The following is a 25,479-nucleotide window of genomic DNA, read 5'->3' as shown; positions in this document are numbered from 1 at the left end:
GGAGCGATAACTGACAGGTACGGTGTTAGGCATGTCCGGCCGTGCCGTCTCGACGCGCGACTCCAGCAGGGTGCCGAGCACGGCTCGCCTTCTGCTCGGTGGCGCCCTGGTCCTGGTGCTCGGCGCGACGTTGATCCTGGTACTGACCGACGACGCCCGCTTCCTCAAGATGGGCATCCTCGCGGCCCTCTGGGCGGCCCTGGTCGGTGCGTTCCTTGCCGCGCGATTCCGCCGTCAGGTCGCTGACAAGACCGACGAGTCGCAAAGTATGCAGGCGATCTATGAGCTCGAACTCGAGCGTGAGATCGCCGCGCGGCGCGAATACGAGCTGGAACTCGAAGCCGACGCCAAACGCAAAGCCGAAGAACAGTCCCGTGCGGACATCGAAGCCTTGCGGACCGAGCTGGGGCAGCTCCGCGAGACCCTGCAGACCCTGCTCGGCGGCGAAGTGCTGGTCGAACGGTTCGCGCTGCAGGCACAGGCGACCAGGATGCGTTCACTGCCGGACGAGAAACACCAGCTCCCGCAGCAGGGCCAGGTGGTGAAACGCCTGAACCCGGCGGCTTCGGCGCAGCAGCCGGTGATCATTCCAAGCGAACCGCAGACCGAGCTGATCGACCGCGTGGCAGCGGACCGGCCCCGGGCCGCCGCCCGCCCGCAGCCACAGCGTCCCCAGCCCCAGCGCCCGCCGCGTGAGCCTGCCGAGCGCCAGGTGCAGATCCGCCAGCCCCGGCGTGACGACCCCGCCAACCCAGGTTCCGGCTGGTGGGACCCAGTGACGCCAGTGGGCCCGTACCACCAGCCGGTGGCCGGGGATTCGGCCAACAGCCTCGGCGAAGGCATCGACCCGGGCTGGACGCCATCGTGGGAACGCAGCAACACGCCTCCGCCACAACGCCAGCAGCCCCCAATCCAGCAGCACTCGGTCCAGCAGGCAACCGGCCGTCCGCCTCGGCCGCCGAAGCAGCCTCAGCCCAGCCAGCCGATGCAGCGCCCGGAGGTCGAGTCACCGACCCGGATCCAGCCGTTGCCGGAGACCGCTGAGCCGACGGTCCAGCGGCCCGTCATCCGGGAGAGCGTCGAGCCGACCGTGCAGCGGCCCGTTGTTCGGACTCCTGAGCCTCCGCCTCCGCCGCCCCCGGTGCGTAAGCCCGAACCGGCCAGCCGGGTTGTCCAGATGCCGCCGACCGAGGAGGCCGGTGGGCGTCGGCGGGCGCCCGAGGTCGAGACCACGGGAGGCGGGCGTCGGCGCAAGGCGGATGATGCGCCATCGTGGCAGGAGACATTCCAGGCCCGGCAGCAACAGCAGCCCTCGGGCAGTCACGCCAAGCCCCCTGCACCCCCGGCCGAGCAGACGGGTTCGCATGCCGCGGGCAAGTCGGTGAACGAGCTGCTGGCGGCCCACGGGGCATCAGGAGAAACACCCCGGCGGCGCAGGCGCAAGGAAGACTGAACCCGAGCCCACCCAAACGCCGTGTCCACCGTTCCGGCACACCGTGTCCACCGTTGCGGAACAGGGAAATGCACGTTGCTTGCGGCGTGGTTTGCTGCCGGTTTCAGCTGGGCTGGGTTGGATGAACTACCGCGTGTCCGCCCCACCGGCACGGTGAGTCAAACTGCTCGACTCGCTCCCAGCTCGGTCACCCGCCGCCGTGCGCCGCTCGCGTTCAACACACCATGCCGGAGCGGCAGACACGCGCGGGCACCCGGTCGCCGACTTCCAGCTAGATGACTGATTCCGTGAAGATCACGTGAAGTGAGGCCGGGGCGCGGACATGAGAGGAGGGTGTTCAAGATCAATGTGTGACGAAAGAACTGAACACCCTCCTGACCGCACTCTACGTGCTCATCGACGATCACGTGGTACCACCCCGCGCCGGACGCGGCCGTCGGCCGTTGCTGTCCGACAGCGAGCTGATCACCCTGGCCGTGGCTCAGGTGCTGCTGCGGTACCCCAGCGAGCGGCGCTGGATCCGGCATATCCGCTCCAGCGCCGAGTGGCAGGTCATGTTCCCGTACCTGCCGGAGCAGTCCGGCTACCACAAGCGGCTCAAGAACGTCCATCCGTTGCTGTGCAAGGCGGTTCTTGTCCTGGCTGCGTGTTGCCCGTCCTGGTTCGACGATGTGTGGATCGCCGACGCCACCCCCGTTCCGTGCGGCATGTCGCGCGAGACGGTGAAACGCTCGGACCTGGCCGGGCACGCCGGCTACGGCTACTGCGCCGCGCATTCCCGGTTCTACTGGGGCCTGAAACTCTACCTGGTCTGCGCGGGCGACGGGATGCCGATCATGTGGTGCCTGGCCAACCCGAAGCTCGGCGAGCGCGAGGTACTCGCCGCATTGCTGGAGCGCAACCACCACCTCATCCGTTCCGGGCAGATCCTGCTGGCCGACAAAGGCTTCGCCGGCAAGCACTTCCACGAGTTGACCGCGGCGCTGGGCCTGCGACTGCTGCGCCCGGACCGCCGCGACGAGACCTACCGCCACGGCAACCTCGGCCACGTGCGCCAGTGGATCGAATCGGTCAACCAAACCCTCAAAGGCCAGCTCGACCTGGAGCACCACGGCGCCCGCACTCCAGCCGGGGTGTTCACCCGCGTCGCCCAGCGGCTATTGGCCATGGCCGCCGGGATCTGGCAGAACTGGGAAACCGGCGTGACCAGCAAGCGGTCACTGATCGCGTTCGATCACTGAACACCAATTTCACGGAATCAGTCATCTAGTTCGCTGCGCTCACAGCTATACGTCGCTTGCTACCCGGGTGCTCGGTCCCGGGCGCATGTTGGGTCGAGGTTCGCCTGGTTCTAAGGTTCGTCTCTGTGATCACCCAGGAGCCGGCTGTTCCCGTTCGGCCGACACCGCGACGTAAGACCGTTCTGCTGCCCATGGTCGGGCTGATTCTGCTGAGCATGGCGGGTATTGGCGTGTTCGCCTATCTCACCGCCAGCGTCGGTGTGGTCGCCGAGCTTGTCGGGTTGGCGGTCGCGTTGTTGCCGGTCGGGCCGGTTGTCGCCGCCTTTCTCTGGATCGACCGGTGGGAGCCGGAGCCTGCGCGGCTGCTGTGGCTCGCGTTCGTCTGGGGCGCCTGTGGCGCGACATTGACCGCCTTGCTGATCAACAACACCGCCGAGGTCGTCGGTGACCTGCTGCTCGGCAAAGGTGGTGGCAACACCGTCGCCGCGGTGGCTTCGGCGCCGCTGATCGAGGAGGCGGCGAAGGCCGCTTTCGTTCTCGGTGTCTACCTGTGGAAACGGCAGGAGTTCAACGGGGTCGTCGACGGCATCGTCTATGCCGGGATGTGCGCGGCCGGGTTCGCGTTCACCGAGAACATCTACTACTTCGGTCGCATTTTCGGTGAGCACGGGTTCGGCACGGTCGACTCCGCCGGAGTCATCGCCGCGTTCATCCTTCGCGGGGTCATGTCTCCGTTCACGCATCCGCTGTTCACCGTGATGACTGGCATCGGGATCGGTGTCGCGGCAGGCACTTCGAAGAACTGGGTCAAGGTCGCGGCTCCGCTCGGCGGTTACCTTGGCGCCGTGGTTCTGCACGCGCTGTGGAACTCCGCGGCGACGCTGGGCACTGCGACCACGTTCCTCAACGTCTACTTCCTGATCATGCTGCCGGTGTTCATTGGCGCGGGGGTGCTCGTGAACTGGGCACGCAAACGGGAACAGAAGATCATCGCGGGCGCACTGCCCCGGATGGTCGGTGACGGGCTCATCGCGGGCAGTGAGATCGACGTCCTGTCCAACCTCAAACGTCGTCGCCAATGGCGGAAAAAGGTCGCTCGCAAGTCGGGGCCCGATGCTGGACGGGCCGTCGCCGACTACCAGACTGCCGTCTCTGAACTGGCTTTTTATCGCAACAGCCACGATGACGGCCATGTTGAGCAGTTGCTCATGCAGGCAGTTCGCGTGAGCCGGGCCACGGCGGTCAGCGCTGCGAAGCGGCAATAGTTACGCTCTCACCTTGGCTTGACGAAAGGACAAGGCATGAGCCGTCCCGCGCGCCTCGGAGTGGGCGTGGTGTCCGCTGGCCGAGTCGGCGCGGTGATGAGTGCCGCGCTGGCCAGGGCAGGGCATGCGGTTGTCGCCGCGTCCGGGGTTTCGCGTGACTCCGTGCGGCGTGCCGAGGAACTCCTGCCTGGTGTGCCTTTGCTGCCGCCGGACGAGGTCGTCAGCAAGGCTGACCTTGTGCTGCTGGCGTTGCCGGACGACGCGCTGGAAGGCATGGTTCGCGGGCTCGCGGCCGCGGGCACACTGCGGCCTGGGCAGATCGTGGTGCACACGTCCGGGGCGTATGGCGTCGACGTGCTGCAGCCTGCTGCCGACCATGGAGCGCTGCCGTTGGCCTTGCATCCGGTGATGACGTTCACCGGGCGTGCTGAGGATCTTGACCGTCTTGTCGCCTGTTCGGTCGGGGTGACCGCGCAGGACGGCGACGAAGCCGCGTGGAATGTTGGCGAGGCCCTGGTCGTGGAGATGGGCGCGGATCCGATCCGCGTGCCGTCGGCGGCTCGTCCGGCGTATCACACCGCCTTGGCGCACGCGTCGAATCACCTGATCACGTTGGTCGCCGACGCCACAGACCTGTTGCGGCAGGCGGGTGTCGGCAATCCGGAACGGATGCTCGGCCCGCTTTTGTCGGCCGCGCTGGACAATTCGCTGCGGCACGGCGACCGCGCGCTGACCGGGCCGGTCGCCAGGGGCGATGCCGGTACGGTGCGTAAGCATCTGAAAGTGTTGCGGGACAACGCGCCCGAGCTGGTGGCCAGCTACCGGGAGATGGCGCGTCGGACCGCTCTGCGGGCGAGCGACAGCGGTCTGCTGCGCGCGGATCTCGCGCCGGACGTTTTCCAGGCCATTGACGAGGAGCACGAGTGACGGCACCGAAGGCACCCGAGTTCACCCGCGGTGCGCTGCATGTGCACAGCAGCCCGCAGGACGTCGCCAGGGTCACAAGGGCGCTGCGCGCGGTCGGCAACAAGATCGTGCTCGTGCCGACGATGGGCGCGTTGCACGCCGGGCACCGCGAGCTGCTGCGCCGCGCGCGCAACATCCCGAACACCGTGGTGGTCGCGTCGATCTTCGTGAATCCCTTGCAGTTCGGGCCGAATGAGGATCTCGAGCGCTACCCCCGTCCACTTGAGGCAGACCTCGAGGCGTGCCGCGATGAGCGGGTGGAGATCGTGTTCACGCCGGAGCGCGAGGACATGTACCCGCCGGACTCGCAGACCACTGTCCAACCCGGACCGCTGGGTGACGAGCTGGAAGGCAGCGTCCGAAAAGGACACTTCGCGGGCGTGCTCACCGTTGTGAACAAGCTGTTCAACATCGTCCGGCCGGATTACGCGCTGTTCGGTGAGAAGGACTACCAGCAGCTGATGCTGATCAAGCGGATGGTCGCCGATCTGAACATGGACACGCACGTGATCGGCGTGCCGACGGTCCGCGAACCCGACGGCCTCGCGCTGTCGTCAAGGAACGTCTACTTGAGCGCCACGGAACGCGAGAGCGCTGTCGCGTTGTCCGCGGCGTTGGCAGCCGGTGCCTATGCCGGCCGCCAAGGGCACGAAGAGGTAATCAAAGCTGCCCGTGAAGTACTGGCGGCACACCCGGATGTTGCCGTTGACTACCTCGATCTGCGCGGCCCTGACCTCGGTCCCGCGCCGGAACAAGGTGAAGCACGCCTGCTCGTGGCTGCCCGGGTCGGCACCACGAGACTCATCGACAACACCGGCCTGCGCCTCGGCGACCCGCCGTCGGAACCCGGGCTGTAAGGGGAACCCACCATGCTGCGCACGATGCTGAAGTCCAAGATCCACCGGGCCACGGTCACCCAGGCCGATCTGCACTACGTCGGCTCGGTCACGGTGGACCTCGACCTGATGGAAGCGGCCGACCTGCTGGTCGGCGAGCAGGTCACCATCGTGGACGTGACCAACGGCGCCCGCCTGGAGACCTACGTCATCGAAGGCGAGCGCGGCAGCGGGGTGATCGGCATCAACGGCGCGGCGGCGCATCTGGTGCACCCCGGCGACATCGTGATCATGATCGCCTACGGGATGATGGACAACGCCGAAGCCGCGGCCTACAAACCGCGTGTGGTGTTCGTCGACGGCCAGAACAAGGTTGTCGACCTCGGCGCCGATCCGGCGCACGCACCAGACGGATCCGACCTGCTCAGCGGGGCCATCGTCGAACAAACGGCTGAGACAGCGGATGCCGCCGCGCTGGACGCCTTGCTCCAGCCGGAGAATTCCTGACGTGCTCTTCGCGATCGACGTAGGCAACACCAACATCGTCCTCGGCCTGTACTCCGGCGAGAAACTGGTCCGTGACTGGCGAATGCGGACCGTCACCGGCATGACCGCCGACGAGCTCGCGCTGACCATGCGCGGCCTGCTCGGCGAACACGCCGACCGCGTCACCGCGGTGTCCGCGTTGTCGACGGTGCCCGCCGTGCTGCGGGAGTTGCGGGTGATGCTCGATCGCTACTACGCCGACGTGCCGCAAATCATTGTGGAGCCCGGAGTTCGCACCGGCGTTCCGTTGCTTGTGGACAATCCGAAGGAGGTCGGCGGCGACCGGGTGATCAACACCCTGGCCGCGCACCACCTGTACAGCACGGCATGTGTGGTCGTCGACTTCGGCACGTCGACCAACATCGACGTGATATCGGCGAAAGGCGAGTTCCTCGGCGGCGTTTTCGCGCCGGGAATCGAGATCTCGGTCGACGCGCTGGCCGCGCGGGCGGCCGCGCTGCGCAAGGTCGAACTCGTCCGGCCGCGCTCGGTTATCGGCAAGAACACAGTGGAATGCTTGCAGTCCGGCATTCTCTACGGTTTTGCCGGACAGGTCGACGGCCTGGTGAAACGGATCATCGCGGAACTGCATTCGCAGGGCCACGACAAAGCAGGCCCGGTGAGCGTGATCGCGACCGGCGGCCTCGCACCACTGGTGATCGCCGAGTCGGAGACGATCGAACACCACCACCCCGATTTGACCCTGCTCGGCCTTCGCCTCGTCTTCGAACGAAACACCAGGTAAACCCTCGTGAGTGGTTAGCGGCGTTAGAACACGGCTAACCACTCACGACCTACTGCCTCGGTAAACTGTAGTCTGGAAGGGAAAATCGAACTCGCCGGGCTCGGTTTCCGGCTGCGCCAACAGGTATGCGCGCATCCGCTCGTTGAGTTCCTGGCGTTCTTCCGAACTGGCGACAAGCATGTGGGAATGCGTGCCGATCATCGCGAGCAAACTTTCCACGGTGTGCCGGACGGTATGCCGGAAATCCTGTTGTTCGAACCGGCCGAAGAGCGGATGATCCGAAAACTGCGCCGGCCGCGTCCACGATCGGTGGGCCCTGGCCCTGGCCAGTTTGTCGAAAGTGGAAACCCACGGAACCTGTTCATCCTCATGGTTCCACAGCGCGCCCAACATCCCGCCTTGCCGCAACACCCGGCCAATCTCGGTAAGGGCCCGTTGCGGATCGAACCAATGGAACGCCTGCCCGACGAGTACGGCATCGACGCTGGAATCGGGCAACGGGATCTGTTCGGCGGTGCCGGCCAACGCGCGGACCGACGGAAATCGTTTTCTTAGTTCGCCGAGCATCGCCGGATCGGGTTCGACCGCGGTGACGTTCAGGCCGCGCCCGATCAATGATTCGGTGAGTTTTCCGGTACCGGCGGCGAGATCAAGAACGTCGGCCGCGCCTTGTGGCAGTACCCAGTCGATCGCGCCGGCCGGATACCCCGGCCGGTAGCGGGCGTACTCGGCAGCCTGCGCACCGAAGGAGTTCGCGCGCCGTGCCCGTAGTTCCGCATCCGGTAGTTCGGTCACACCAGCCACGCTATCTATATCCGGTTGGCTTTGCCGCAGGCCTTTTCCGTACCCTTTGCAGCCGTGAGTGACGAGCACGTTTCCCCAGCGCCCGAGCAAGACGACCTCCCCGAGCAGATGCGCATCCGCAGGGAGAAGCGGGAGCGGCTGCTCGCCGCCGGTGTCGAGGCCTATCCGGTCGAACTGCCGAGGACCAACACGCTCGCCGAGATCCGGGCGAAATATCCCGACTTGGCGCCCGGCGCGGCCACCGGTGACGTGGTCGGAATCACCGGTAGGGTGATGTTCCTGCGCAACACTGGCAAGCTCTGTTTCGCCACGTTGCGCGAGGGCGACGGGACGGAACTGCAGGCCATGCTGAGCCTCGCCAACGTCGGCGAGGAGGCGCTCGCCGCCTGGAAGTCCGACGTGGACCTCGGTGACCACGTATTCGTCCGAGGCGAGGTGATCACCTCCAAGCGCGGCGAGCTCTCGGTGATGGCCGAAGAATGGCGAATGGCTGCCAAGGCACTCCGCCCATTGCCGGTCGCGCACAAAGAGCTGTCCGAGGAGACCCGGATCAGGCAGCGCTACGTCGACCTGATCATGCGCCCGCAGGCCCGAAATGTGGTGCAGACCAGGGCAGACGTGATGCGGTCGCTGCGTGACAGCTTCCACCGGCGCGGGTTCACCGAGGTGGAGACGCCGATGCTGCAGACGCTGCACGGCGGCGCGGCGGCGCGGCCGTTCACGACCCACTCGAACGCCTTCGATATCGAGCTCTTCCTGCGGATCGCGCCGGAGCTGTACCTGAAGAGGTGCGTGGTCGGCGGGATCGAGAAGGTGTTCGAGATCAACCGCAACTTCCGCAATGAGGGAAGCGATTCATCGCATTCGCCTGAGTTCGCGATGCTGGAGTTCTACCAGGCGTACGCGACTTACGACTCAGTCGGCGTACTGACCCGTGAGCTGATCCAAGAGGCGGCCGACGCGGTTTTCGGTACCCAGGTTGTCACCCTTACGGACGGTTCGGAGTACGACCTTTCCGGGGAATGGACCGCGCTGACAATGTACGGATCGTTGTCCGAGGCCCTTGGTGAAGAGGTGACCCCGGAGACTTCCGTCGAGCAGTTGCGCAAGTTCGCCGAGCGGCTCGGACTTGAACTCGCGCCGAAGCTCGGGCACGGCAAGCTGGTCGAGGAGCTGTGGGAGCACCTGGTCGGCAACGACCTCTTCGCACCGACTTTCGTCCGTGATTTCCCGGTCGAGACTTCCCCGTTGACACGCCAGCATCGCGACACGCCGGGTGTTGCCGAGAAATGGGATCTTTACATCCGTGGTTTCGAACTCGGTACCGGTTACTCGGAGCTTGTCGACCCGGTCGTCGAACGGCAAAGGCTGATGGATCAGGCCAGGTTGGCCGCTGCCGGTGACGATGAGGCGATGCAGTTGGACGAGGACTTTCTGCGCGCACTGGAGTACGGAATGCCACCCAGCGGTGGAGTCGGAATGGGTATCGATCGGCTGCTGATGGCACTCACCGGACTCGGGATCAGGGAGACGATCCTGTTCCCACTCGTTCGTCCGCAATGAAACATGGGTGAGTGACTATGCAAATTCGGATGGATTTGCGCTAGCCTACGTCCAGGCGAGAATCATTCCGTACCGGAATCATCCCGAGGAGGCGGCGTATGGCGCAGAAGGTCACGGTGACCCTCGTTGACGACATTGACGGTTCGGAAGCCGAAGAGACGCTCGAGTTCGGGCTTGACGGCGTTTCGTACCAGATCGACCTGTCCGGCGACAATGCCGGGAAGCTCAGGGAGATCCTGAGCGACTATGTGGACCACGCCCGCCGTTCCGGTGGTCGTAAGCGAGCAGCAGGTCGGCTTGGGGTCGGTGGCCGGGTCGCGCGGACGGCCGCGGTTGACAGGGACCAGAACCAGGCAATTCGGGAGTGGGCGCGTAAGAAGGGATACAAAGTTTCCGATCGCGGCCGTATCCCGAAGGAAGTCACCGAGGCTTACCACAACAACAGGGACTGAAATCCGGAAGTCCTCAACGGCCCGCGGCTCGCTGCGGGCCTTTTTTATCGTCCCGATTCCCGGGTTGGGCCAGGCCAGGAGGGTCAGTTAGCCTTACCTAACCGCTACGGGAGGTGTCAGGTGACTCAGGTTCGGTTACAGGCGAGCGACTTGGCGCTCGGCTACGGCGAGCGGCTCGTGGTCGACGGCCTCGACCTCGACGTCCCCACCGGCACCGTGACCTCGGTGATCGGCCCGAACGGCTGCGGCAAGTCGACGCTGTTGCGTGCGCTCGGCCGTCTGCTCGCACCGCGAGCGGGCCAGGTCCTGCTGGACGGCAAGCGCATCGACAAACTGCCGACCAAAGAGGTGGCGCGGACGGTCGGCCTGCTCCCACAGACACCAGTCGCTCCCGACGGCCTGACGGTCGCGGACCTGGTTGCACGCGGCAGGCACCCACACCAGACCTGGTACCGCCAATGGTCAGTGGAAGACGAAGCGGCGGTCACCGACGCATTGCGGCTGACCAAGATGGACGAGCACGCGAATCGGGTAGTCGACGAGCTTTCCGGCGGCCAACGGCAACGCGCGTGGATTTCAATGACGCTCGCACAGGGAACAGAGTTGTTGTTGCTGGACGAGCCGATCACTTATCTGGATCTGGCACACCAGGTCGACGTGCTGGATCTGGTGCACGATCTGCATACGACTCGTGGCACGACAGTGGTCATGGTGTTGCACGATCTGAATCTCGCGGCCCGTTATTCCGACCGGCTGGTGGCAATGCGGTCCGGAAAGATCGTGGCTCAGGGCGCGCCGGCCGACGTGCTGACCGAGAACCTGCTCAGGGACGTGTTCGAGCTGGATGCCAAGATCCTCACCGACCCGGTCGCCGGTACCCCGATGGTGGTGCCGATCGGCACCCGCCACCGCGCGCTCGCCGCGGCGGAGGAAGCGGCGAGTTGAGCCGAAGGGATCATCGGCAAATCTGGTTGTCCACAGCCCTCCGCGAAACAGATGTTGATCAAGCACCACCGATAGACTGGCCACGGGGTCGCCCCCCGGGAGCGGTGGGGGCATGTCTGTTGCGCCGATCGAGTGAGAAAGTGATCGCCGTCACGCTTGGACGCATGCTGTTCGCGGACAGCGGAACCGTTCCATTGGGTGGAATCCATCGCCGAGAACCCACGTTGTAAGCGGTGTTCGGTGGTGACGTCAGGCAAAGTTCCTGGTCCGTCACCAATCTGTGGTCGTCAGTGGCACTGAGCGCGACAGGCCGGGCGACTACAGTGGTCCTACGGTGCTGAATCCACCAACATGACGAGTGGTGAAAGGGCCGCCGGCGCAGCAGTCAGGGAGTGCGAATGTTCGAGAGGTTCACCGACCGCGCGAGGCGGGTGGTTGTCCTGGCCCAGGAAGAAGCCAGGATGCTCAACCACAACTACATCGGCACCGAGCACATCCTCCTGGGCTTGATCCACGAGGGTGAAGGTGTCGCGGCGAAGGCGCTCGAGTCGCTCGGGATCGCCCTGGAAGGCGTGCGTCAGCAGGTCGAGGAGATCATCGGCCAAGGGCAGCACGCGCCATCCGGTCACATCCCCTTCACGCCTCGGGCGAAGAAGGTGCTTGAGCTGTCACTGCGCGAGGCGCTGCAGCTCGGCCACAACTACATCGGCACGGAGCACATCCTGCTCGGGCTGATCCGTGAGGGCGAGGGCGTCGCCGCCCAGGTGCTGGTCAAGCTCGGCGCCGACCTCAACCGGGTCCGCCAGCAGGTTCTCCAGCTCCTGTCGGGCTACCAGGGCAAGCCGGAGACCGAGCCGGGCAGCCGCGGCGAGGGCACCCCGTCCTCCTCGCTGGTGCTCGACCAGTTCGGTCGCAACCTCACCGCCAGCGCCCGCGAGGGCAAGCTGGACCCGGTGATCGGCCGGTCCAAGGAGATCGAGCGGGTCATGCAGGTGCTGTCCCGCCGTACCAAGAACAACCCAGTCCTGATCGGCGAGCCGGGTGTCGGCAAGACCGCGGTCGTCGAGGGTCTGGCGCAGATGGTGGTCAAGGGCGAGGTGCCCGAGACGCTGAAGGACAAGCAGCTCTACACGCTGGACCTCGGATCGCTCGTCGCGGGCTCGCGTTACCGCGGTGACTTCGAGGAGCGCTTGAAGAAGGTCCTCAAGGAGATCCGCACCCGCGGCGACATCATCCTGTTCATCGACGAGATCCACACGCTCGTCGGCGCGGGTGCCGCCGAGGGCGCGATCGACGCGGCCTCCATCCTCAAGCCGATGCTGGCCCGTGGTGAGCTGCAGACCATCGGCGCGACCACGCTCGAGGAATACCGCAAGTACGTGGAGAAGGATCCCGCGCTTGAGCGCCGGTTCCAGCCGATCCAGGTCGGTGAGCCGAACCTCGAGCACACGATCGAGATCCTGAAGGGTCTGCGTGACCGCTACGAGGCGCACCACCGCGTCTCGATCACCGACGGCGCGCTCGTGCAGGCGGCCACGCTGGCCGACCGGTACATCAACGACCGCTTCCTGCCGGACAAGGCGATCGACCTGATCGACGAGGCCGGTGCCCGGATGCGCATCCGCCGGATGACCGCGCCGCCGGACCTGCGTGAGTTCGACGAGAAGATCGCGGACGTGCGCCGGGAGAAGGAATCGGCGATCGACGCTCAGGACTTCGAGCGGGCCGCGAAACTCCGTGACTCGGAGAAGCAGCTGCTCGGCCAGAAGGCCGAGCGGGAGAAGCAGTGGAAGGACGGCGACCTCGACGTCGTCGCCGAGGTCGACGAGGAGCAGATCGCCGAGGTCCTCGCGCACTGGACGGGTATCCCGGTCTTCAAGCTGACCGAGGAGGAGACCACCCGCCTGCTGCGCATGGAGGACGAGGTCCACAAGCGGATCATCGGCCAGGAGGAAGCCGTCAAGGCTGTCTCCAAGGCGATCCGCCGGACCCGTGCCGGCCTGAAGGACCCGAAGCGCCCCAGCGGCTCGTTCATCTTCGCCGGCCCGTCCGGTGTCGGTAAGACCGAGCTGTCGAAGGCACTGGCGAACTTCCTGTTCGGCGAGGACGACGCCCTCATCCAGATCGACATGGGTGAGTTCCACGACCGCTACACCGCTTCGCGGCTGTTCGGTGCCCCTCCCGGTTACGTCGGATACGAAGAGGGCGGCCAGCTGACCGAGAAGGTCCGCCGCAAGCCGTTCTCCGTCGTGCTGTTCGACGAGATCGAGAAGGCGCACCAGGAGGTCTACAACACCCTCCTGCAGGTGCTTGAAGACGGCCGCCTGACCGACGGTCAGGGTCGTACGGTCGACTTCAAGAACACGGTCATCATCTTCACGTCGAACCTGGGCACGCAGGACATCTCCAAGGCGGTGTCGCTCGGGTTCGCCGGTGGTGGCGAGCAGTCGAACAACTACGAGCGGATGAAGCAGAAGGTCAACGACGAGCTGAAGAAGCACTTCCGCCCGGAGTTCCTCAACCGTATCGACGACATCATCGTCTTCCACCAGCTCACGGAGGACGAGATCATCCGGATGGTCGACTTGATGATCAGCCGGGTCGAGGTCCAGCTGCGGAACAAGGACATGGCTCTCGAGCTGACCCCGCTGGCGAAGAAGCTGCTGGCCAAGCGTGGTTTCGACCCCGTGCTCGGTGCCCGGCCGCTGCGCCGGACCATCCAGCGCGAGATCGAGGACCAGCTGAGCGAGAAGATCCTGTTCGGCGAGCTCGAGCCGGGTCAGATCGTGATCGGCGACGTCGAAGGCTGGGACGGCGAAGGTTCGGACGACAAGGCGCACTTCGTCTTCCGTGGCGAAGCCAAGCCGCGCAACGTCCCGGACTCGCCCCCGGTCGACCTGGCCGCCTCGGCGGGCAGCGCAGGTGAGGCCGAGGGTCTGGAAGACTGAGGCTGATCGATCCGACTAGCACGAAAGGCGACTCCCCAGGGAGTCGCCTTTCGCATGCCTGTCGTGAGTGGTTATGCGTGTTCTAACCCTGATAACCACTCACGAGGGATGACATGCTGGGACTGTGCGAGTAGCTGTGCTCGGGCCGTTGTGCCTGACCGACACCGCCGGCCAGGAAATCGAGGTCGGCGGCCCACGCCTGCGTATGCTGCTGGTCCGCCTTGCCCTTGACGCCAACCGGATCGTGCCGGTCGAGGCGTTGATCGACAGCTTGTGGGGCGCGCAGCCGCCCGTCGACGCGACGAACGCCTTGCAGTCCTTGGTTTCCCGGTTGCGTAAGACGGGTTTGGCCAAGCGGATCGAGTCCTATCCGGCCGGATATGCCTTGGCGGCAACGGAAGTGGACGCGGACACGTTCCAACGCCTTGCCGCTGAAGGCAGCCGTCTGCTCAAACAGAACCAGGTTGCCCAGGCGGCTGAAGTTCTTGCCAGCGCGTTGAAGTTGTGGCGCGGCCCGGCTTTGGTGGATGTCGCTGAAGCGCCTTTCGCCGCGGCGGCTGTGGCTCGGCTAGGTGAGTTGCGGTTGACGGCGTTGGAAGACCGGATCGACGCGGACATCCGGCGGGGCCACGAGGCTGACGTCATCGCCGAGCTGCAGGCCCTGACCAGGGAGAACCCGCTCAGGGAACGACTGACCGCGCTGCTGATCCGGGCCTTGCGCAAGGCTGGCAGGCAGGCGGATGCCTTGGCTGCGTACGAGATCGCACGCCAGAACCTGGCCAGCGAACTTGGGGTGGATCCGAGCCCGGAGTTGCAGGAGGCCCATCTGTCGCTGCTGCGGGCGACATCGGCCGAAGTCCCGAACACTGGCACCAGATTGCCCGCGCAGTTGACGAGTTTCGTTGGTCGAGGGCACGAGCTGTCCGAGTTGGAACGGCTGCTCGGCAGCGATCGGTTGGTCACCCTTGTCGGGCCTGGCGGTGCCGGAAAGACAAGGCTGGCAACGGAAGCCGCGGGCCGCGTGGCGGATCGGGTGTGGTTCGTCCACCTGGCTGGGCTGCGGGAAGCGGTCGATGTTCCTGTCGCTGTGGTGACCGAACTGGGCCTGGGGGATTCGGCTGTTCCCGAGAATCCGCGGAGCTGGCACCGTCCGGTCGACGTGATGACTCGGCTGCTTGACGCGCTCGCGGACCGGTCCGAGCTGATTGTGTTGGACAACTGCGAGCACGTCATTTCCGCGGTCGCTCACCTGGCCGAGACGTTGCTGGCTGGGTGCCCGCGGCTGAGGATCCTGACCACGAGCCGGGAACCGCTGGCGATCACTGGGGAAACCCTGTTCCCGGTTGGGCCGTTGGAGCTGCCGGAGGAGGACACGTCCGCGCAGCAAGCGGTTGAGCGCGCGGCTGTCCGGCTTTTCCTTGACCGCGCGCGATCCGTCCGGCCTGGGTTCACTGTGGACGGATCCAACTGTGCTGAGGTCGTTTCGATTTGCCGTCAGCTCGACGGTTTGCCGTTGGCTCTTGAACTGGCGGCTGCACGGTTGCGGTCGATGACGGTCGGGCAAGTCGCCGAACGGCTCGACGACCGGTTCCGGTTGCTCACCGGCGGCAGCCGAACTTCGTTGCCGCGGCACCAAACCCTTGGCGCGGTGGTTGAGTGGAGTTGGAGCCTGCTGACCGAGGCCGAACGGACGATGGCGAGCCGGTTGTCGGTGTTCGCCAGTCCATCCACTTTGGAAGCGATTGTCGCGGTCTGTGCCGACGATGAGCTTCCCGCCGACGACGTGGTGTACGTTCTGGCGTCGCTGGTGGAGAAGTCCTTTGTCGAGGCGGGTGAAGGGCTCGACGGCCGACCGCGCTACCGGATGCTGCAGACGGTGAAGGCCTTTGCGGCGGAACGACTCTCCGGCACCGAGAAGTTCATGACCCGGTTCGCCGCGTGGGTGATGGCGATGACCGAGCACGCGGATCCGCATTTGCGTGGGCCGGATCAGGTTCGCTGGCTCAAGATGCTGGATGCCGAGCGGGAGAACGTGATCGCCGCGGTCCGGTACGCGGTCGATCAGGACGACGCCGAGACGTCGTTCCGGATCGTGCACAGCTGGGCTTGGTATTGGCTTGAGCGGCAAGGACTTTTCGGCGAAACGCTGTCCGAGCAGATCCTGCCGATCGCCCGGATGCGTCAGATGGAGGACCGTGCGCCGCAGCACACCGTGATGCTGATCCGGATGCTGTCGGTGCTTGGCGGTGTCGAGGAGCCGCACGAGGACGAGATCGTCCAGATGATCGAGCTCTGCCAGGCAGGGACCGAGAAAGCGTCGCCGATGGTCGTGCTGATGGAAGCCACCGCGTACGGGATGCTGGGGGATTTCCAGGCCGCGGGCGCCGCTTTCCGCCGTGCGTTGCGCCATCCGGATCCATGGGCGCGGGCGACGGTCGTTCTCGGTGGGGCGATATCCGCGGAGAACGTCGGCCAGTTCGAGGTGTCGAAGCGTTGGCACGCCGCCGCGATCCGCCGGTTCCGCAAGATCGGCGACCGGTGGGGCTTGGCGATGTCGCTCAACGGCTTGGCGAACCACCTGTCCACGCTTGGCGAAATCACCAAGGCGCTCGAGCTGCACAGCGAGGCGCGCGAGCTGGAGATCGAGCTGGGGCCGTTGCCTGAGCCGCCGTTGACCGGCAGCAGAATCGCCGACCAGTACTACCGGCTCGGCGACTTGGAGCGGGCGCGAACCGAGCTGGAGCGCTTGTTGGTGCTCAGCACGAAGACTGGCCAGCGCCCGGTCACCCTTGGAGTCCTTGCCCGGCTCACCACGGTCAACCGGGCACGTGGTGATCTCGTCAGCGCACGGGCGCACTTCGCCGCGGCACAGCGGGAATTGCACGGCTGGCCGGACCACTTGAGCGACCCGTTCTGCGGCTGGCTAGGCATCGTCGAAGCTCTTCTGCTTGTGTCCGAAGGAGATCTGACCAAGGCCAGAGTGGCTGCGGCCGGAGCACTTGGCTCAGCCGAGCGCGCGCTGGGCTATTTCCGGACCGAGCGGGATCTGGTCGAGGTCACCGACCTCGCGGCCGAGTCACTCGAAGCGGCGCAGATCGGGATCCGGTCGATGCGTGACGCGCAGACGTCGTCCGATGTTGGCGAGGCCGTGGCTGTGATCGCCGCGGCCGAAGGCGACTTGACGGCCGCGGCTCGGTTGCTGGGGGCCAGTTCCGCCATTGGTGGAGCGTTGGACGTCGGCTCACCGGACAATCGTGCGCTGCTGGCCACATTCGGCCCCACCGAGCACGAAACCCTTGCCGAGGCACAAAAACTGTCGCCTGCCGAGGCGCTTGAGGTGTTGCGACAGGGTGTCTCCGCACCCCCTGCGGAGACACCCTGAGCCGTCAACGCATCCGCCGCCGGTACGCGACCATCGCCAGCGGGTAGAAAACCGCGATCAGGCCGACCATCCAGGCCAAGCCGCCAAGCAGTGGTCCGGCGACCGGACCACCGTGCAGAAGGCCCCGGTTCACCTCGGTCATGAAGCTCGCCGGGTTCACCTCGGTGACCGCCTGCAGCCAGCCCGGCATGGTCGTGCCGGATACGAAGATGCTGCTGCCGAAGCTGAGCGGCATGATGAACAGGAACAGCACGTTGGGAACGGTCTGCGGGCTCTTGACCACAAGCCCGATCCACACCGAGATCCAGCACAGGCTCAACGCGAACAGAACCATCAGCAGCAGGTCAAGCAGGACCGCGAACGGGTTGGTCTGTACTTCGAAACCGACGAGGAAGCCGAATCCGAGCGTGAGGGCGACCGAGAAGGCATATCGCGGCAGATCGCCGAGTACGGCGCCGATCAGTGGCGCGGAGCGAGCGATCGGCATACTGCGGAACCGGTCGAACACACCCCCGGTGACATCGGTGCACAGCGCGACACCGGTGCCGAGGCTGACCAGGAGTGTCGTGTACACCATCAGCCCGGGGACCAGTTGTTGCACGTAGGCTTCCCTGTTGCCGCCGGAGATCGCGCCACCGAGGACGAAAACGAACAGGATCAGCATGATCACCGGCTGGACGATCAGGCCGATCAGCTCGGTCGGGTTCTTGAGCAGTTTGGTGAAGCTCCGGCCAGCAAGCAGGAACCCTTGCCGCAGCGCCTGAAAAGGCGTGACGGTGGTGGGAATGGTGGTCATCCGCTGGCTCCTTCCTGGATTGCCGGTGGCCGGTGAAGCCGTGCGTGCACCGTTGTCATGCGGTGGCTCCTTCCTTGCTACCCGTGATCGCCAAGAACACCTCGTCCAAACTCGGCAACCGCAACCCAAGCTCGTCCACGTCAATCCCGGCCTGGTCGATCCGGCTGACCACTGTGGACAGAATCAGCGGATCGTCGACCGGCGTATTGAGCACCCGGCTGTCGACGTCACGATTGGCGTGCCGCCCGGTCAGCTCCAGCAGGATCTGCCCAACCACATCCATGTCCTGCCAGCGGCTCGGCCGTACCTGCAGGGTCTGGCCGCCGATCTTTCGCTTCAGCTCGTTCGACGTGCCGTCCGCGACGACCCTGCCGTGGTCGAACACCGTGATCCGGTCGGTCAGTTGATCAGCCTCTTCGAGGTATTGCGTGGTCAGCAATACCGTCACACCGTCGTCAGTCAGCCTGCGGACGATGTCCCACACCTCGTTACGGCTGTGCGGGTCCAGCCCGGTCGTCGGCTCGTCCAGGTACAGCACGCGTGGGCGGCCCATCAGGCTCGCGGCCAGATCAAGCCTCCGGCGCATACCGCCGGAATACGTCTTCACCGCGCGCCCAGCGGCGTCGCTGAGCTCGAACCGGTCGAGCAGCTCCTTCGCCCGGGTGCGCGCGTCTCTTTTGGACATGTCGTGCAAGCGGCCGAACAACACCAGGTTGTCCCGGCCGGACATCTCTTCGTCCACCGAGGCGTACTGGCCGGTCAGCCCGATCAGCCTGCGCACCGCCACCGGTTCACGCAGGATGTCGAAACCGCCTACCCGCGCCGTTCCCGCGTCTGGGTGCTGCAACGTCGCCAGGATCCGCACCGCGGTCGTCTTGCCTGCGCCGTTGGGTCCGAGCACGCCGAGAATCGCGCCGGTTTCCACGGTGAGATCCACGCCGTCGAGCGCGGTCGTCTCGCCGAACCTCTTCACCAAGCCCTCGGCTTCGATCGCGTTGGACACCCTTCCCCCTCTCGTTCATCTCATCGATACGACTGTCCTGCATATCGCTGTTGAGCTGCGCACAGAACGCTGTCAGCGCGTTTGAGGCAAGCTGGTGTCGTGACAGCGACGCTCAGAGGGCCCCGGCTACCGGTGAAAACGTGGATCGTCGTGCTGTGGGCAGTGCCGTCCGTGCTGTTCCTGGCCTTCGCCGCGCTCCGGCTGCTCGGTGTCACCGGCAACCGCTTCATCATCGCCACGGTCGCGCTGACGCCGTACATCGGCGTGATCGGCCTGGCCCTTGGCGTCGTCGGGCTGTTCATGCGCCGCTGGATCTTCGGCGGGGTCGTGCTGGCGTTCGCGATGATCACCAGCGCGGCCGTCGTGCCACGAATAGTGACCAACGATCAACCCACGGTGTTCGGTCCACAACTGACTGTGATGACAGCGAATCTGTACGTCGGCCGAGCGGATGCCGTGGCATTGCTGGACTTGGTCAAACAGCACAACGTGGACGTGCTCAGCATGCAGGAACTCAGCCCGGCGATGGTCCAGGACCTCGACCGTGCCGGGATCGACCGGGTGCTGCCGTACCGGCTGTTCGACGCACAGCGCGGCGCGTCCGGCTCGGGGCTGGCATCGAAGTTTCCGCTGCAGGAGACGAAGATCGCCGACCCGGCCACGTTCGCCCAGCCGAGCGCGATCGTGGACCTGCCCGGAGTGGTGGACCCAGAGGTCCTGGTCGTGCACACCGCGCCGGGCGTCGAGGCAGAGTGGACCGGGACGTGGAAAGCGGAACTGGCCGAACTGCCGGACGCGTCCAAAGGCAAGGACAAGCCGAGGATGCTGGTCGGGGACTTCAACGCGACACTGGATCACCCGGATCTGCGGGACGTGATCGATCGCGGCTACATCGACGCGGGCGAGCAGCGCGGCGGCGGCATGACACCGACGTGGCCAGCGGGAATCTGGCCGCCGCCGGTGAGCATCGACCACATCCTTGTCGACGGAAGGTGCGCGGTGCTGGACTACCAGGTGTTCGACTTGGCAGGCAGTGACCACCGGGCCGTGCTGGCGTCGGTCAACCTGCCGTAAGCCGCTTGTCCAATTCGGACAACGCATCGAGCGCGCCAAGCGGAAGCTGAACACCGCGGCTGTGCCGGATTTCCGGCTCCCGCGGGTTGATCCGGATCAGCGCGCTGTTACGAGCCGAGGCCAATTCGGACATCCGGCGCACGGTCGGAACCGCGTTGCCCGCGCCGAGTTCGATGACCGCGAGGTTGTCCTGGCTGACGCGCCAGCGTGACACGTCGGCCAGCACCTGCTCGCTGCGTTCGCCTTCCCAGTCCCAGTCGCCGAACATCAGGATGTTCGGCCGGGCAAGGCCACCGCAGCCTGGGCACGTCGGCAGCGCGCCGACCGCCCGCATGGTGTCCTCGTCGATCGCGACATCCGGCCCGGCGGGCCACACCGGCTGTCCACAGTGGTCGAAACACTGCAGGTGGTTGATCGACCCGTGCACCTCGGCGACGTGGTCGTCCGGGAAACCGGCCTTCTGGAAATGGCCGTCCACATTGGATGTGAACACCCTGGTGGGCAGGCCCCAGCTCCGGATGATGTGAAAACCCTGGTGTGGCTTGGTTTCCCGGTACAGCTTGAGCCGATGGCCGTAGAAACCCCATGCCAACTCGGGATCCTCCCGGAAGTGCACGGGGTCGGCGAGCTCGACGAAGCTCAGGCCGAGGCGTTCGTACGGCGGGTACGCACGCCAAAACCCTTCGTCGCCACGGAAATCCGGCAGGCCGGAGTCAACGCCCATACCGGCACCCGCGCACACCAATAACGCGGACGCGCCCCGGATCAGGTCCGTGGCGCGGTCAAAGTCCGCACTCACTCGTTGAAGATCGATTCGACTATCTCGAACTCCAGCAGGCTCGCGCCGGTGGCCACGGGCTTGTCGCTCGGCGGGCCGGAGTGCGCGGCCATCGCCGGGCCCTGGCGCCACGCCTGGAACGACTCCTCGTCCACCCAGCGGGTCAGCACGAAGTACCGGGTGTCGCCACTGACCGGGCGAAGCAACTCGAAGCTGAGGAAGCCGGGCGAGTCCTTGATCGTGCTGGACCGCGCGGCGAACCGCTTCTCAAGTTCGGCGCCCGCGCCTTCGGGCACCTCGATCGCGTTGATCTTCACGACTGCCATAACCCAACCCTACTGTTCACGGCATGATGCTCACCCGTGGCTCACACTGTTGCGGTTTTCTTCGACGACGAGGCCGAACGCAAGGTCAGAGCGCTGTGGCGCAGGCTTGACCAGGCCGGAGTGCCGAGCCTGGCCAAGCATCCGAACGGCTGGTGGGCGCCGCGTGTGACGTTCGCCGCGGCGAAGCAGATCCCGCGAAAGACCCGTGACCTGCTCAAGGACGAGTTGCGGACCCTGGCCATCCCGAACCTGTGGCTGTCGAACCTCGGCACCTTCCCGGACACCGAGAACGTCCTGATGCTCGGCGCGGTCGTGGACAACGAACTGCTGGCCGTCCACTCGGCCATCCACGACGTGCTGGCGGGCCGCGTGCAGGCACCCCAGGCGTATTTCATGCCGGGTTCGTGGACGCCGCACTGCACGCTCACCCAGGGCGTCGACCATCACAAGCTGGTCGAGGGGTTCGCCGCGCTGCACCCGGTCGACCGGATCGAGGCGCGCGTCGAGCACGTCGGGATCGTGGACACACAGACCGCGGAGGTCGAGATCATCAAGTGAGCGACGACAGGAACGCCTCGACCGCACCGCGATAGATCTCCGGCTGGTCTCGGTGCACCACGTGACCTGCGCCGGCAACGACGATGTGGGTGCCGCCGCCAGGGGAGCGGACCGGCATCTGTGCCATCTGGCCAGGGGGCATCGCGCTGTTCTCGGCTTCGATCGCGAGCATTGGGCACTGGATCTTCTCGATCAGGTCCCAGTAGTCGCGCTCGCCCCACTCGTTGGCGATCGGGTAGAGCCGTTCCAGGTCGGCGATCAGGTGATAGCCGTCCTCGCGTTCCTCGAAGCATTCGATGAAGTGGTCGCCGTACTGGCCGAAGAACGCTTTCACGTGCGCAAGCGACTGGAACGGCGTCGGCCACGAGTCGAAGTACGACTTCCACTTGTCCACGGTCTTGCCACGCTGGTCTGGCGCCATGTCCTCGACCACGATGCCTTTGACCAGTTCAGGGTGGGTGGCGGCGAGGGCCCACGCGTGCAGCCCGCCCATCGAATGCCCGATCACCACCGACGGCCCGAGTTCGCGGACGACCTCGGCGGCGTCCGCGACGAAGTCCTCGGTCCTGCCGGTCTTGACGGAGTTACGGCCGTGCGCGCGAGCGTCGATCCCGACAACGCGGCCGTAGCGGGTCAGCCACTGCGCCACCGGCCACCAGATCGTCGCCCGGCCCATCAGTCCGTGCAGCAGCAGGATGCCCTGGCCAGAGCCCCCGAATTCGACCACTCGACGCATTCGACTTCGTCCTCACACCACGTTCGTTACGTTAGGCCGCATGGAGCACTCACCCGGCCGCCTCGCGACGACCTTGATCGCGACTTCCATCATGGCTGTGGGATGCACCAGCTCACCACCCGATTCCCCGCCGCCACCCCCGCCGACCGTCAACGCGGCAGGTGCGGGCGCGGATGGCGCGGGCGATCCGTATTACCCGCAGGACGGCAACGGCGGGTACGACGTCACCGATTACAACGTCTCGATCAGCTACGACCCGGGTGTGGGCACGCTTGATGGCGACACGACCGTCACCGCGAACGCCATAGCCGATCTGAACAAGTTCAACCTGGATTTGATTGGTTACGACGTTTCGAACGTCGATATCGACGACAAACCCGCGCAGTTCACCCGCGAGGGCGACCATGAACTGTCGATCACCCCACCGGAACCGTTGCCGAAAGGCGCGACTTTCAAGGCGCGCGTCCGATACAAGGGCACGCCGACGGTTCAGGAAGACGGCCAGCTCGGCAAGAACGGCTGGCAGAAAGCCCGTTCCGGCGGCTCTTTCGTCGCCGGCGAACCGCATTCGGCGACTTTCTGGTTTCCTGCCAACGATCATCCGCGCGACAAGGCCACTTTCCGGCTCAACGCCAGGGTTCCGGACGGGTGGTCGGTGGTTTCCATCGGCCGTGAGGAACCCAGCACCGCGGCCGACGGGTGGACGACGTACCGCTGGGTCGAAGAAACCCGGCTGGCGACTTACCTGACCACCATCGGGATCGACAAGTGGACGTACGAGCGGTCCGCATTGGCCGATGGCACGCCCGTAGTCACGGCCTATGCGCCTGGCGCGGAGAACAAGAAGGCGCTTGAGGCCCGGCTGCCGGAGATCCTCGATTTCCTGAGCTCGAAATTCGGGCGGTATCCCCAGAAATCGGCCGGAGGGATCTACCTGAACGAGGACATCGGGTTCTCACTGGAAACCCAGGGCAGGCCGATCTACGCACGGTGGACCAACCTGGAAACCGTGGTGCACGAGAACGCGCACCAGTGGTTCGGCGATTCGGTGTCGGTGGACACGTGGGCCGACATCTGCCTGAACGAATGTTTCGCCAGTTACAGCCAATGGCTGTGGACCGAGGCGAAAGAACGGCAGAACCTCGACCAGCGCTACCGCACCGCCATCGACCGTTTCAAAGGCCGCGACACGTTCTGGGGCAACAAGCTCTACGGAATGGGCAAGGGCAACGAGTTCCACGGCGTTTACGACAAGGGCGTACTCGCGATCCACGCGCTGCGCAGGCAGATCGGCGAAGACGCGTTCAACCGCGTGCTGAAGGAATGGCCCGCCGCACACAAGGACGCGAACGCGACGTGGAAGCAGTTCGAGGACTTCGTGCAGACCATCGCTGGCCAGGATCTACGCGGGTTCTACGACGCGTGGTTCCACTCCGACAAGATCCCGGCCGACCAGTACCTCTACCCAGGCTCCCTCCGAGGTTGACCCTCGTGAGTGTTTTCGCCGGTTCTAACCGGCCTGGTGTTTTAACGTTGTGAGGGCATGGTGGGCAGGGCCGTCGCGGAGCGGCGGCCCTGCTTTCGTTGCTGGGTTTAGGTTTTTGTCACTGGACGGACGATGCGATGCCGCGTCGCGGGGATGGATGTATGCCCTGTCGGGCGGCCCGGACCGGGCCGTGAAGGTTTTCGCGGTTTCGCCGGAGATCCCAGGCGCGGATGAAGCCCACGAAACCCGCGTTTGACCCGTAGCGGGCTGAGCGGTCCCCGGCGTCGTTCCCAGGACAGTCGCTGATCGGCGATGAGCCCACGCGCCAGGACCAGGTGAACATAAGCCACAGCCACCAGCCAACTCCACCGCTCGGCTTGCTCGGGGCCACGCACTCGAGGGCGGGTCCAAGCCAGGTATTGCTTGAGGAACCGGAAGAGGTGCTCGATGCCGTAACGGCGCAGATACGCCCGCCACACCCGGTCAAGATCGAACGAGCCCTCAGGCCCGGTCCAGAACAACCACATCGGCGGGTACGCCGGGTCGGCCGAACACACCCAGACCACACTGCCCCGGGTCACCGGGCGGGAGTACCCGGGCCGGTAGCCAGGTTCCCGCAGTGCCGCCGATTCCGAGGCACGCGGGTGCATCCCATGCCACACCGACACACTCACCGCGGCCCGCCCAGGCTCGGCGGGCACCGCGAGGTATTCGTCCGGGTCACGCCAGCTACGGCGATCGGACAGTTTCATCTTTGGCCCGTGCACTCGCGGCCGCCCGATCGTGCCTGGTTCCCGCGGCGGCGGATCGGCCATCACCACCGCGTCCTTACGCAACCGGACCACGATCTGCACCCGCTCGCCGGTCAACCGGCCACCCAGATACACCGGGCTGTAGTCCCCGTCAGCACACACAATCGGAACCAGACCACCACCATCATCACCACCGTCCGGGTCCCGGTCGGCAGCCACCTGCTTCAGCAACGCCTCGATCTGCCCGACAGCAACCACATTGTGGTTCTCACCCACCGCGATACGCGCCACCGCCACCGGCGACGCCCACGACGAACCGCTCGTCCCGGTCGCGGCCAGCCACTGAAACCACCAGCCCGGAGTCACCACCCCGCTGCCACCGCCAACATCCTTGCCCGCGTCGTAGTTCAACGTCCGGTCCGGGCTGGTCGGCGCATCCGGACGCGGCCACTGCGAACAATCCAACGCGAACACCAGCCCCGAGGACCGATCCACCACACCCGCCAACACACCCGCCAACACCGCGGCGTCGATCCGGCCCCGATCCAACGCGGCATACACACTGCCATGCCCACGCCGCAACACCGGCTCCAAGCTTAGATACGGCAACGACTCCAACCGGCCCGGATGACACAACAACGCGTCCACCATCTCGAACAACACATCCGGCCACCTCGTGAACGACTCATACACCGCCCGGCGGAACCGCCGCAGCCGCCGGAGTTGGCCTACAAGGGATCCATCAGGCACACTGCCAGACACGGCCACCGCTTTCGTGATCAAAGTTCTGTGGAAGGAACCAAGATCATCGAGCGGTGGCCGCC

The 25,479-nt window shown here is 65.6% G+C and carries 22 protein-coding genes; 15 read left to right on the top strand and 7 right to left on the bottom strand.

Annotation, left to right across the window (positions count from 1 at the left end; all coding sequences use genetic code 11):
* Window positions 1–31 precede the first annotated feature (31 nt).
* The 7 genes from LWC34_RS41400 to LWC34_RS41370 all read left to right on the top strand — a co-directional run bounded on the left by LWC34_RS41400 (window position 32) and on the right by LWC34_RS41370 (window position 7,052).
* Complete coding sequence (locus tag LWC34_RS41400; RefSeq protein WP_233730671.1) at window positions 32–1,453, top strand: DUF6779 domain-containing protein; 1,422 nt, start codon at window positions 32–34, stop codon at window positions 1,451–1,453.
* A 350-nt stretch (window positions 1,454–1,803) separates the two neighbouring features.
* Complete coding sequence (locus LWC34_RS41395; RefSeq protein ID WP_233723300.1) at window positions 1,804–2,694, top strand: IS982 family transposase; 891 nt, start codon at window positions 1,804–1,806, stop codon at window positions 2,692–2,694.
* Between the two features lie 191 nt (window positions 2,695–2,885).
* Window positions 2,886–3,959: a PrsW family intramembrane metalloprotease gene (locus LWC34_RS41390; RefSeq protein WP_233731019.1), complete on the top strand. Its 1,074-nt coding sequence runs from the start codon at window positions 2,886–2,888 to the stop codon at window positions 3,957–3,959.
* A 36-nt stretch (window positions 3,960–3,995) separates the two neighbouring features.
* Window positions 3,996–4,886 carry a Rossmann-like and DUF2520 domain-containing protein gene (locus LWC34_RS41385; protein ID WP_233730670.1) on the top strand — a complete coding sequence of 297 codons (891 nt, stop codon included), beginning with the start codon at window positions 3,996–3,998 and terminating at the stop codon, window positions 4,884–4,886.
* Complete coding sequence (panC, locus tag LWC34_RS41380; protein ID WP_233730669.1) at window positions 4,883–5,782, top strand: pantoate--beta-alanine ligase; 900 nt, start codon at window positions 4,883–4,885, stop codon at window positions 5,780–5,782. The genes LWC34_RS41385 and panC overlap by 4 nt, the downstream gene beginning before the upstream one ends.
* A gap of 12 nt (window positions 5,783–5,794) precedes the next feature.
* Entirely contained in the window at window positions 5,795–6,268 is a 474-nt protein-coding gene (gene panD, locus LWC34_RS41375) for an aspartate 1-decarboxylase (protein WP_233730668.1), read from the top strand.
* A 1-nt stretch (window position 6,269) separates the two neighbouring features.
* Window positions 6,270–7,052: a type III pantothenate kinase gene (locus LWC34_RS41370; protein WP_233730667.1), complete on the top strand. Its 783-nt coding sequence runs from the start codon at window positions 6,270–6,272 to the stop codon at window positions 7,050–7,052.
* 42 nt (window positions 7,053–7,094) lie between these two features.
* On the opposite strand, the gene LWC34_RS41365 is transcribed toward LWC34_RS41370, so the two are convergent.
* Window positions 7,095–7,847, bottom strand: a complete 753-nt coding sequence (locus tag LWC34_RS41365; RefSeq protein WP_233730666.1) for a class I SAM-dependent methyltransferase — start codon at window positions 7,845–7,847, stop codon at window positions 7,095–7,097.
* A gap of 117 nt (window positions 7,848–7,964) precedes the next feature.
* Between LWC34_RS41365 and lysS the strand changes: the two genes are divergently transcribed.
* The 5 genes from lysS to LWC34_RS41340 all read left to right on the top strand — a co-directional run bounded on the left by lysS (window position 7,965) and on the right by LWC34_RS41340 (window position 17,146).
* Window positions 7,965–9,419 (top strand): lysine--tRNA ligase, encoded by a 1,455-nt coding sequence (lysS, locus tag LWC34_RS41360; protein ID WP_235730854.1) that lies wholly within the window; start codon window positions 7,965–7,967, stop codon window positions 9,417–9,419.
* A 98-nt stretch (window positions 9,420–9,517) separates the two neighbouring features.
* Window positions 9,518–9,871, top strand: a complete 354-nt coding sequence (locus LWC34_RS41355) for a histone-like nucleoid-structuring protein Lsr2 (RefSeq protein WP_033393583.1) — start codon at window positions 9,518–9,520, stop codon at window positions 9,869–9,871.
* Between the two features lie 120 nt (window positions 9,872–9,991).
* On the top strand, window positions 9,992–10,816 hold the full coding sequence (locus LWC34_RS41350) for an ABC transporter ATP-binding protein (RefSeq protein WP_233730664.1): 825 nt from the start codon (window positions 9,992–9,994) through the stop codon (window positions 10,814–10,816).
* A gap of 398 nt (window positions 10,817–11,214) precedes the next feature.
* On the top strand, window positions 11,215–13,764 hold the full coding sequence (locus LWC34_RS41345; protein WP_233730663.1) for an ATP-dependent Clp protease ATP-binding subunit: 2,550 nt from the start codon (window positions 11,215–11,217) through the stop codon (window positions 13,762–13,764).
* Between the two features lie 124 nt (window positions 13,765–13,888).
* A complete protein-coding gene (locus tag LWC34_RS41340; RefSeq protein WP_233730662.1) occupies window positions 13,889–17,146 on the top strand; it encodes an AfsR/SARP family transcriptional regulator in 3,258 nt (1,085 codons plus the stop codon).
* 4 nt (window positions 17,147–17,150) lie between these two features.
* On the opposite strand, the gene LWC34_RS41335 is transcribed toward LWC34_RS41340, so the two are convergent.
* Window positions 17,151–17,942 (bottom strand): ABC transporter permease, encoded by a 792-nt coding sequence (locus LWC34_RS41335; protein WP_233730661.1) that lies wholly within the window; start codon window positions 17,940–17,942, stop codon window positions 17,151–17,153.
* Window positions 17,943–17,997: 55 nt separating this feature from the next.
* The gene (locus LWC34_RS41330; protein ID WP_233730660.1) at window positions 17,998–18,945 is read right to left on the bottom strand and encodes an ATP-binding cassette domain-containing protein; all 948 of its coding nucleotides are present in this window, start codon (window positions 18,943–18,945) and stop codon (window positions 17,998–18,000) included.
* Window positions 18,946–19,044: 99 nt separating this feature from the next.
* On the opposite strand from LWC34_RS41330, the gene LWC34_RS41325 reads away from it, so the two are divergent.
* Window positions 19,045–20,019: an endonuclease/exonuclease/phosphatase family protein gene (locus LWC34_RS41325; protein ID WP_233730659.1), complete on the top strand. Its 975-nt coding sequence runs from the start codon at window positions 19,045–19,047 to the stop codon at window positions 20,017–20,019.
* Here the strand turns inward: LWC34_RS41325 and LWC34_RS41320 are convergent.
* A complete protein-coding gene (locus LWC34_RS41320; protein ID WP_233730658.1) occupies window positions 20,006–20,818 on the bottom strand; it encodes an SIR2 family NAD-dependent protein deacylase in 813 nt (270 codons plus the stop codon). The genes LWC34_RS41325 and LWC34_RS41320 overlap by 14 nt on opposite strands.
* Window positions 20,815–21,123, bottom strand: coding sequence for an antibiotic biosynthesis monooxygenase family protein (locus LWC34_RS41315; protein ID WP_233730657.1), 309 nt, complete (start codon window positions 21,121–21,123; stop codon window positions 20,815–20,817). Before LWC34_RS41315 ends, LWC34_RS41320 begins: the two co-directional genes overlap by 4 nt.
* A gap of 36 nt (window positions 21,124–21,159) precedes the next feature.
* Here LWC34_RS41315 and LWC34_RS41310 point away from each other — a divergent pair, with 36 nt between their 5' ends.
* Complete coding sequence (locus LWC34_RS41310; protein ID WP_233730656.1) at window positions 21,160–21,681, top strand: 2'-5' RNA ligase family protein; 522 nt, start codon at window positions 21,160–21,162, stop codon at window positions 21,679–21,681.
* On the opposite strand, the gene LWC34_RS41305 is transcribed toward LWC34_RS41310, so the two are convergent.
* Window positions 21,674–22,417, bottom strand: a complete 744-nt coding sequence (locus tag LWC34_RS41305) for an alpha/beta fold hydrolase (protein WP_233730655.1) — start codon at window positions 22,415–22,417, stop codon at window positions 21,674–21,676. The genes LWC34_RS41310 and LWC34_RS41305 overlap by 8 nt on opposite strands.
* A 40-nt stretch (window positions 22,418–22,457) precedes the next feature.
* On the opposite strand from LWC34_RS41305, the gene LWC34_RS41300 reads away from it, so the two are divergent.
* Window positions 22,458–23,903, top strand: a complete 1,446-nt coding sequence (locus LWC34_RS41300) for a M1 family metallopeptidase (RefSeq protein WP_233730654.1) — start codon at window positions 22,458–22,460, stop codon at window positions 23,901–23,903.
* Between the two features lie 107 nt (window positions 23,904–24,010).
* Here LWC34_RS41300 and LWC34_RS41295 read toward each other — a convergent pair whose 3' ends face one another.
* A complete protein-coding gene (locus LWC34_RS41295; protein ID WP_372496765.1) occupies window positions 24,011–25,348 on the bottom strand; it encodes a transposase in 1,338 nt (445 codons plus the stop codon).
* Window positions 25,349–25,479: the final 131 nt, after the last annotated feature.

Origin of the sequence: Kibdelosporangium philippinense (genome assembly GCF_021390435.2) — a bacterium.
Taxonomy (GTDB): Bacteria; Actinomycetota; Actinomycetes; order Mycobacteriales; family Pseudonocardiaceae; genus Kibdelosporangium; species Kibdelosporangium philippinense.
This window is presented reverse-complemented; position numbering and strand designations above follow the sequence as displayed.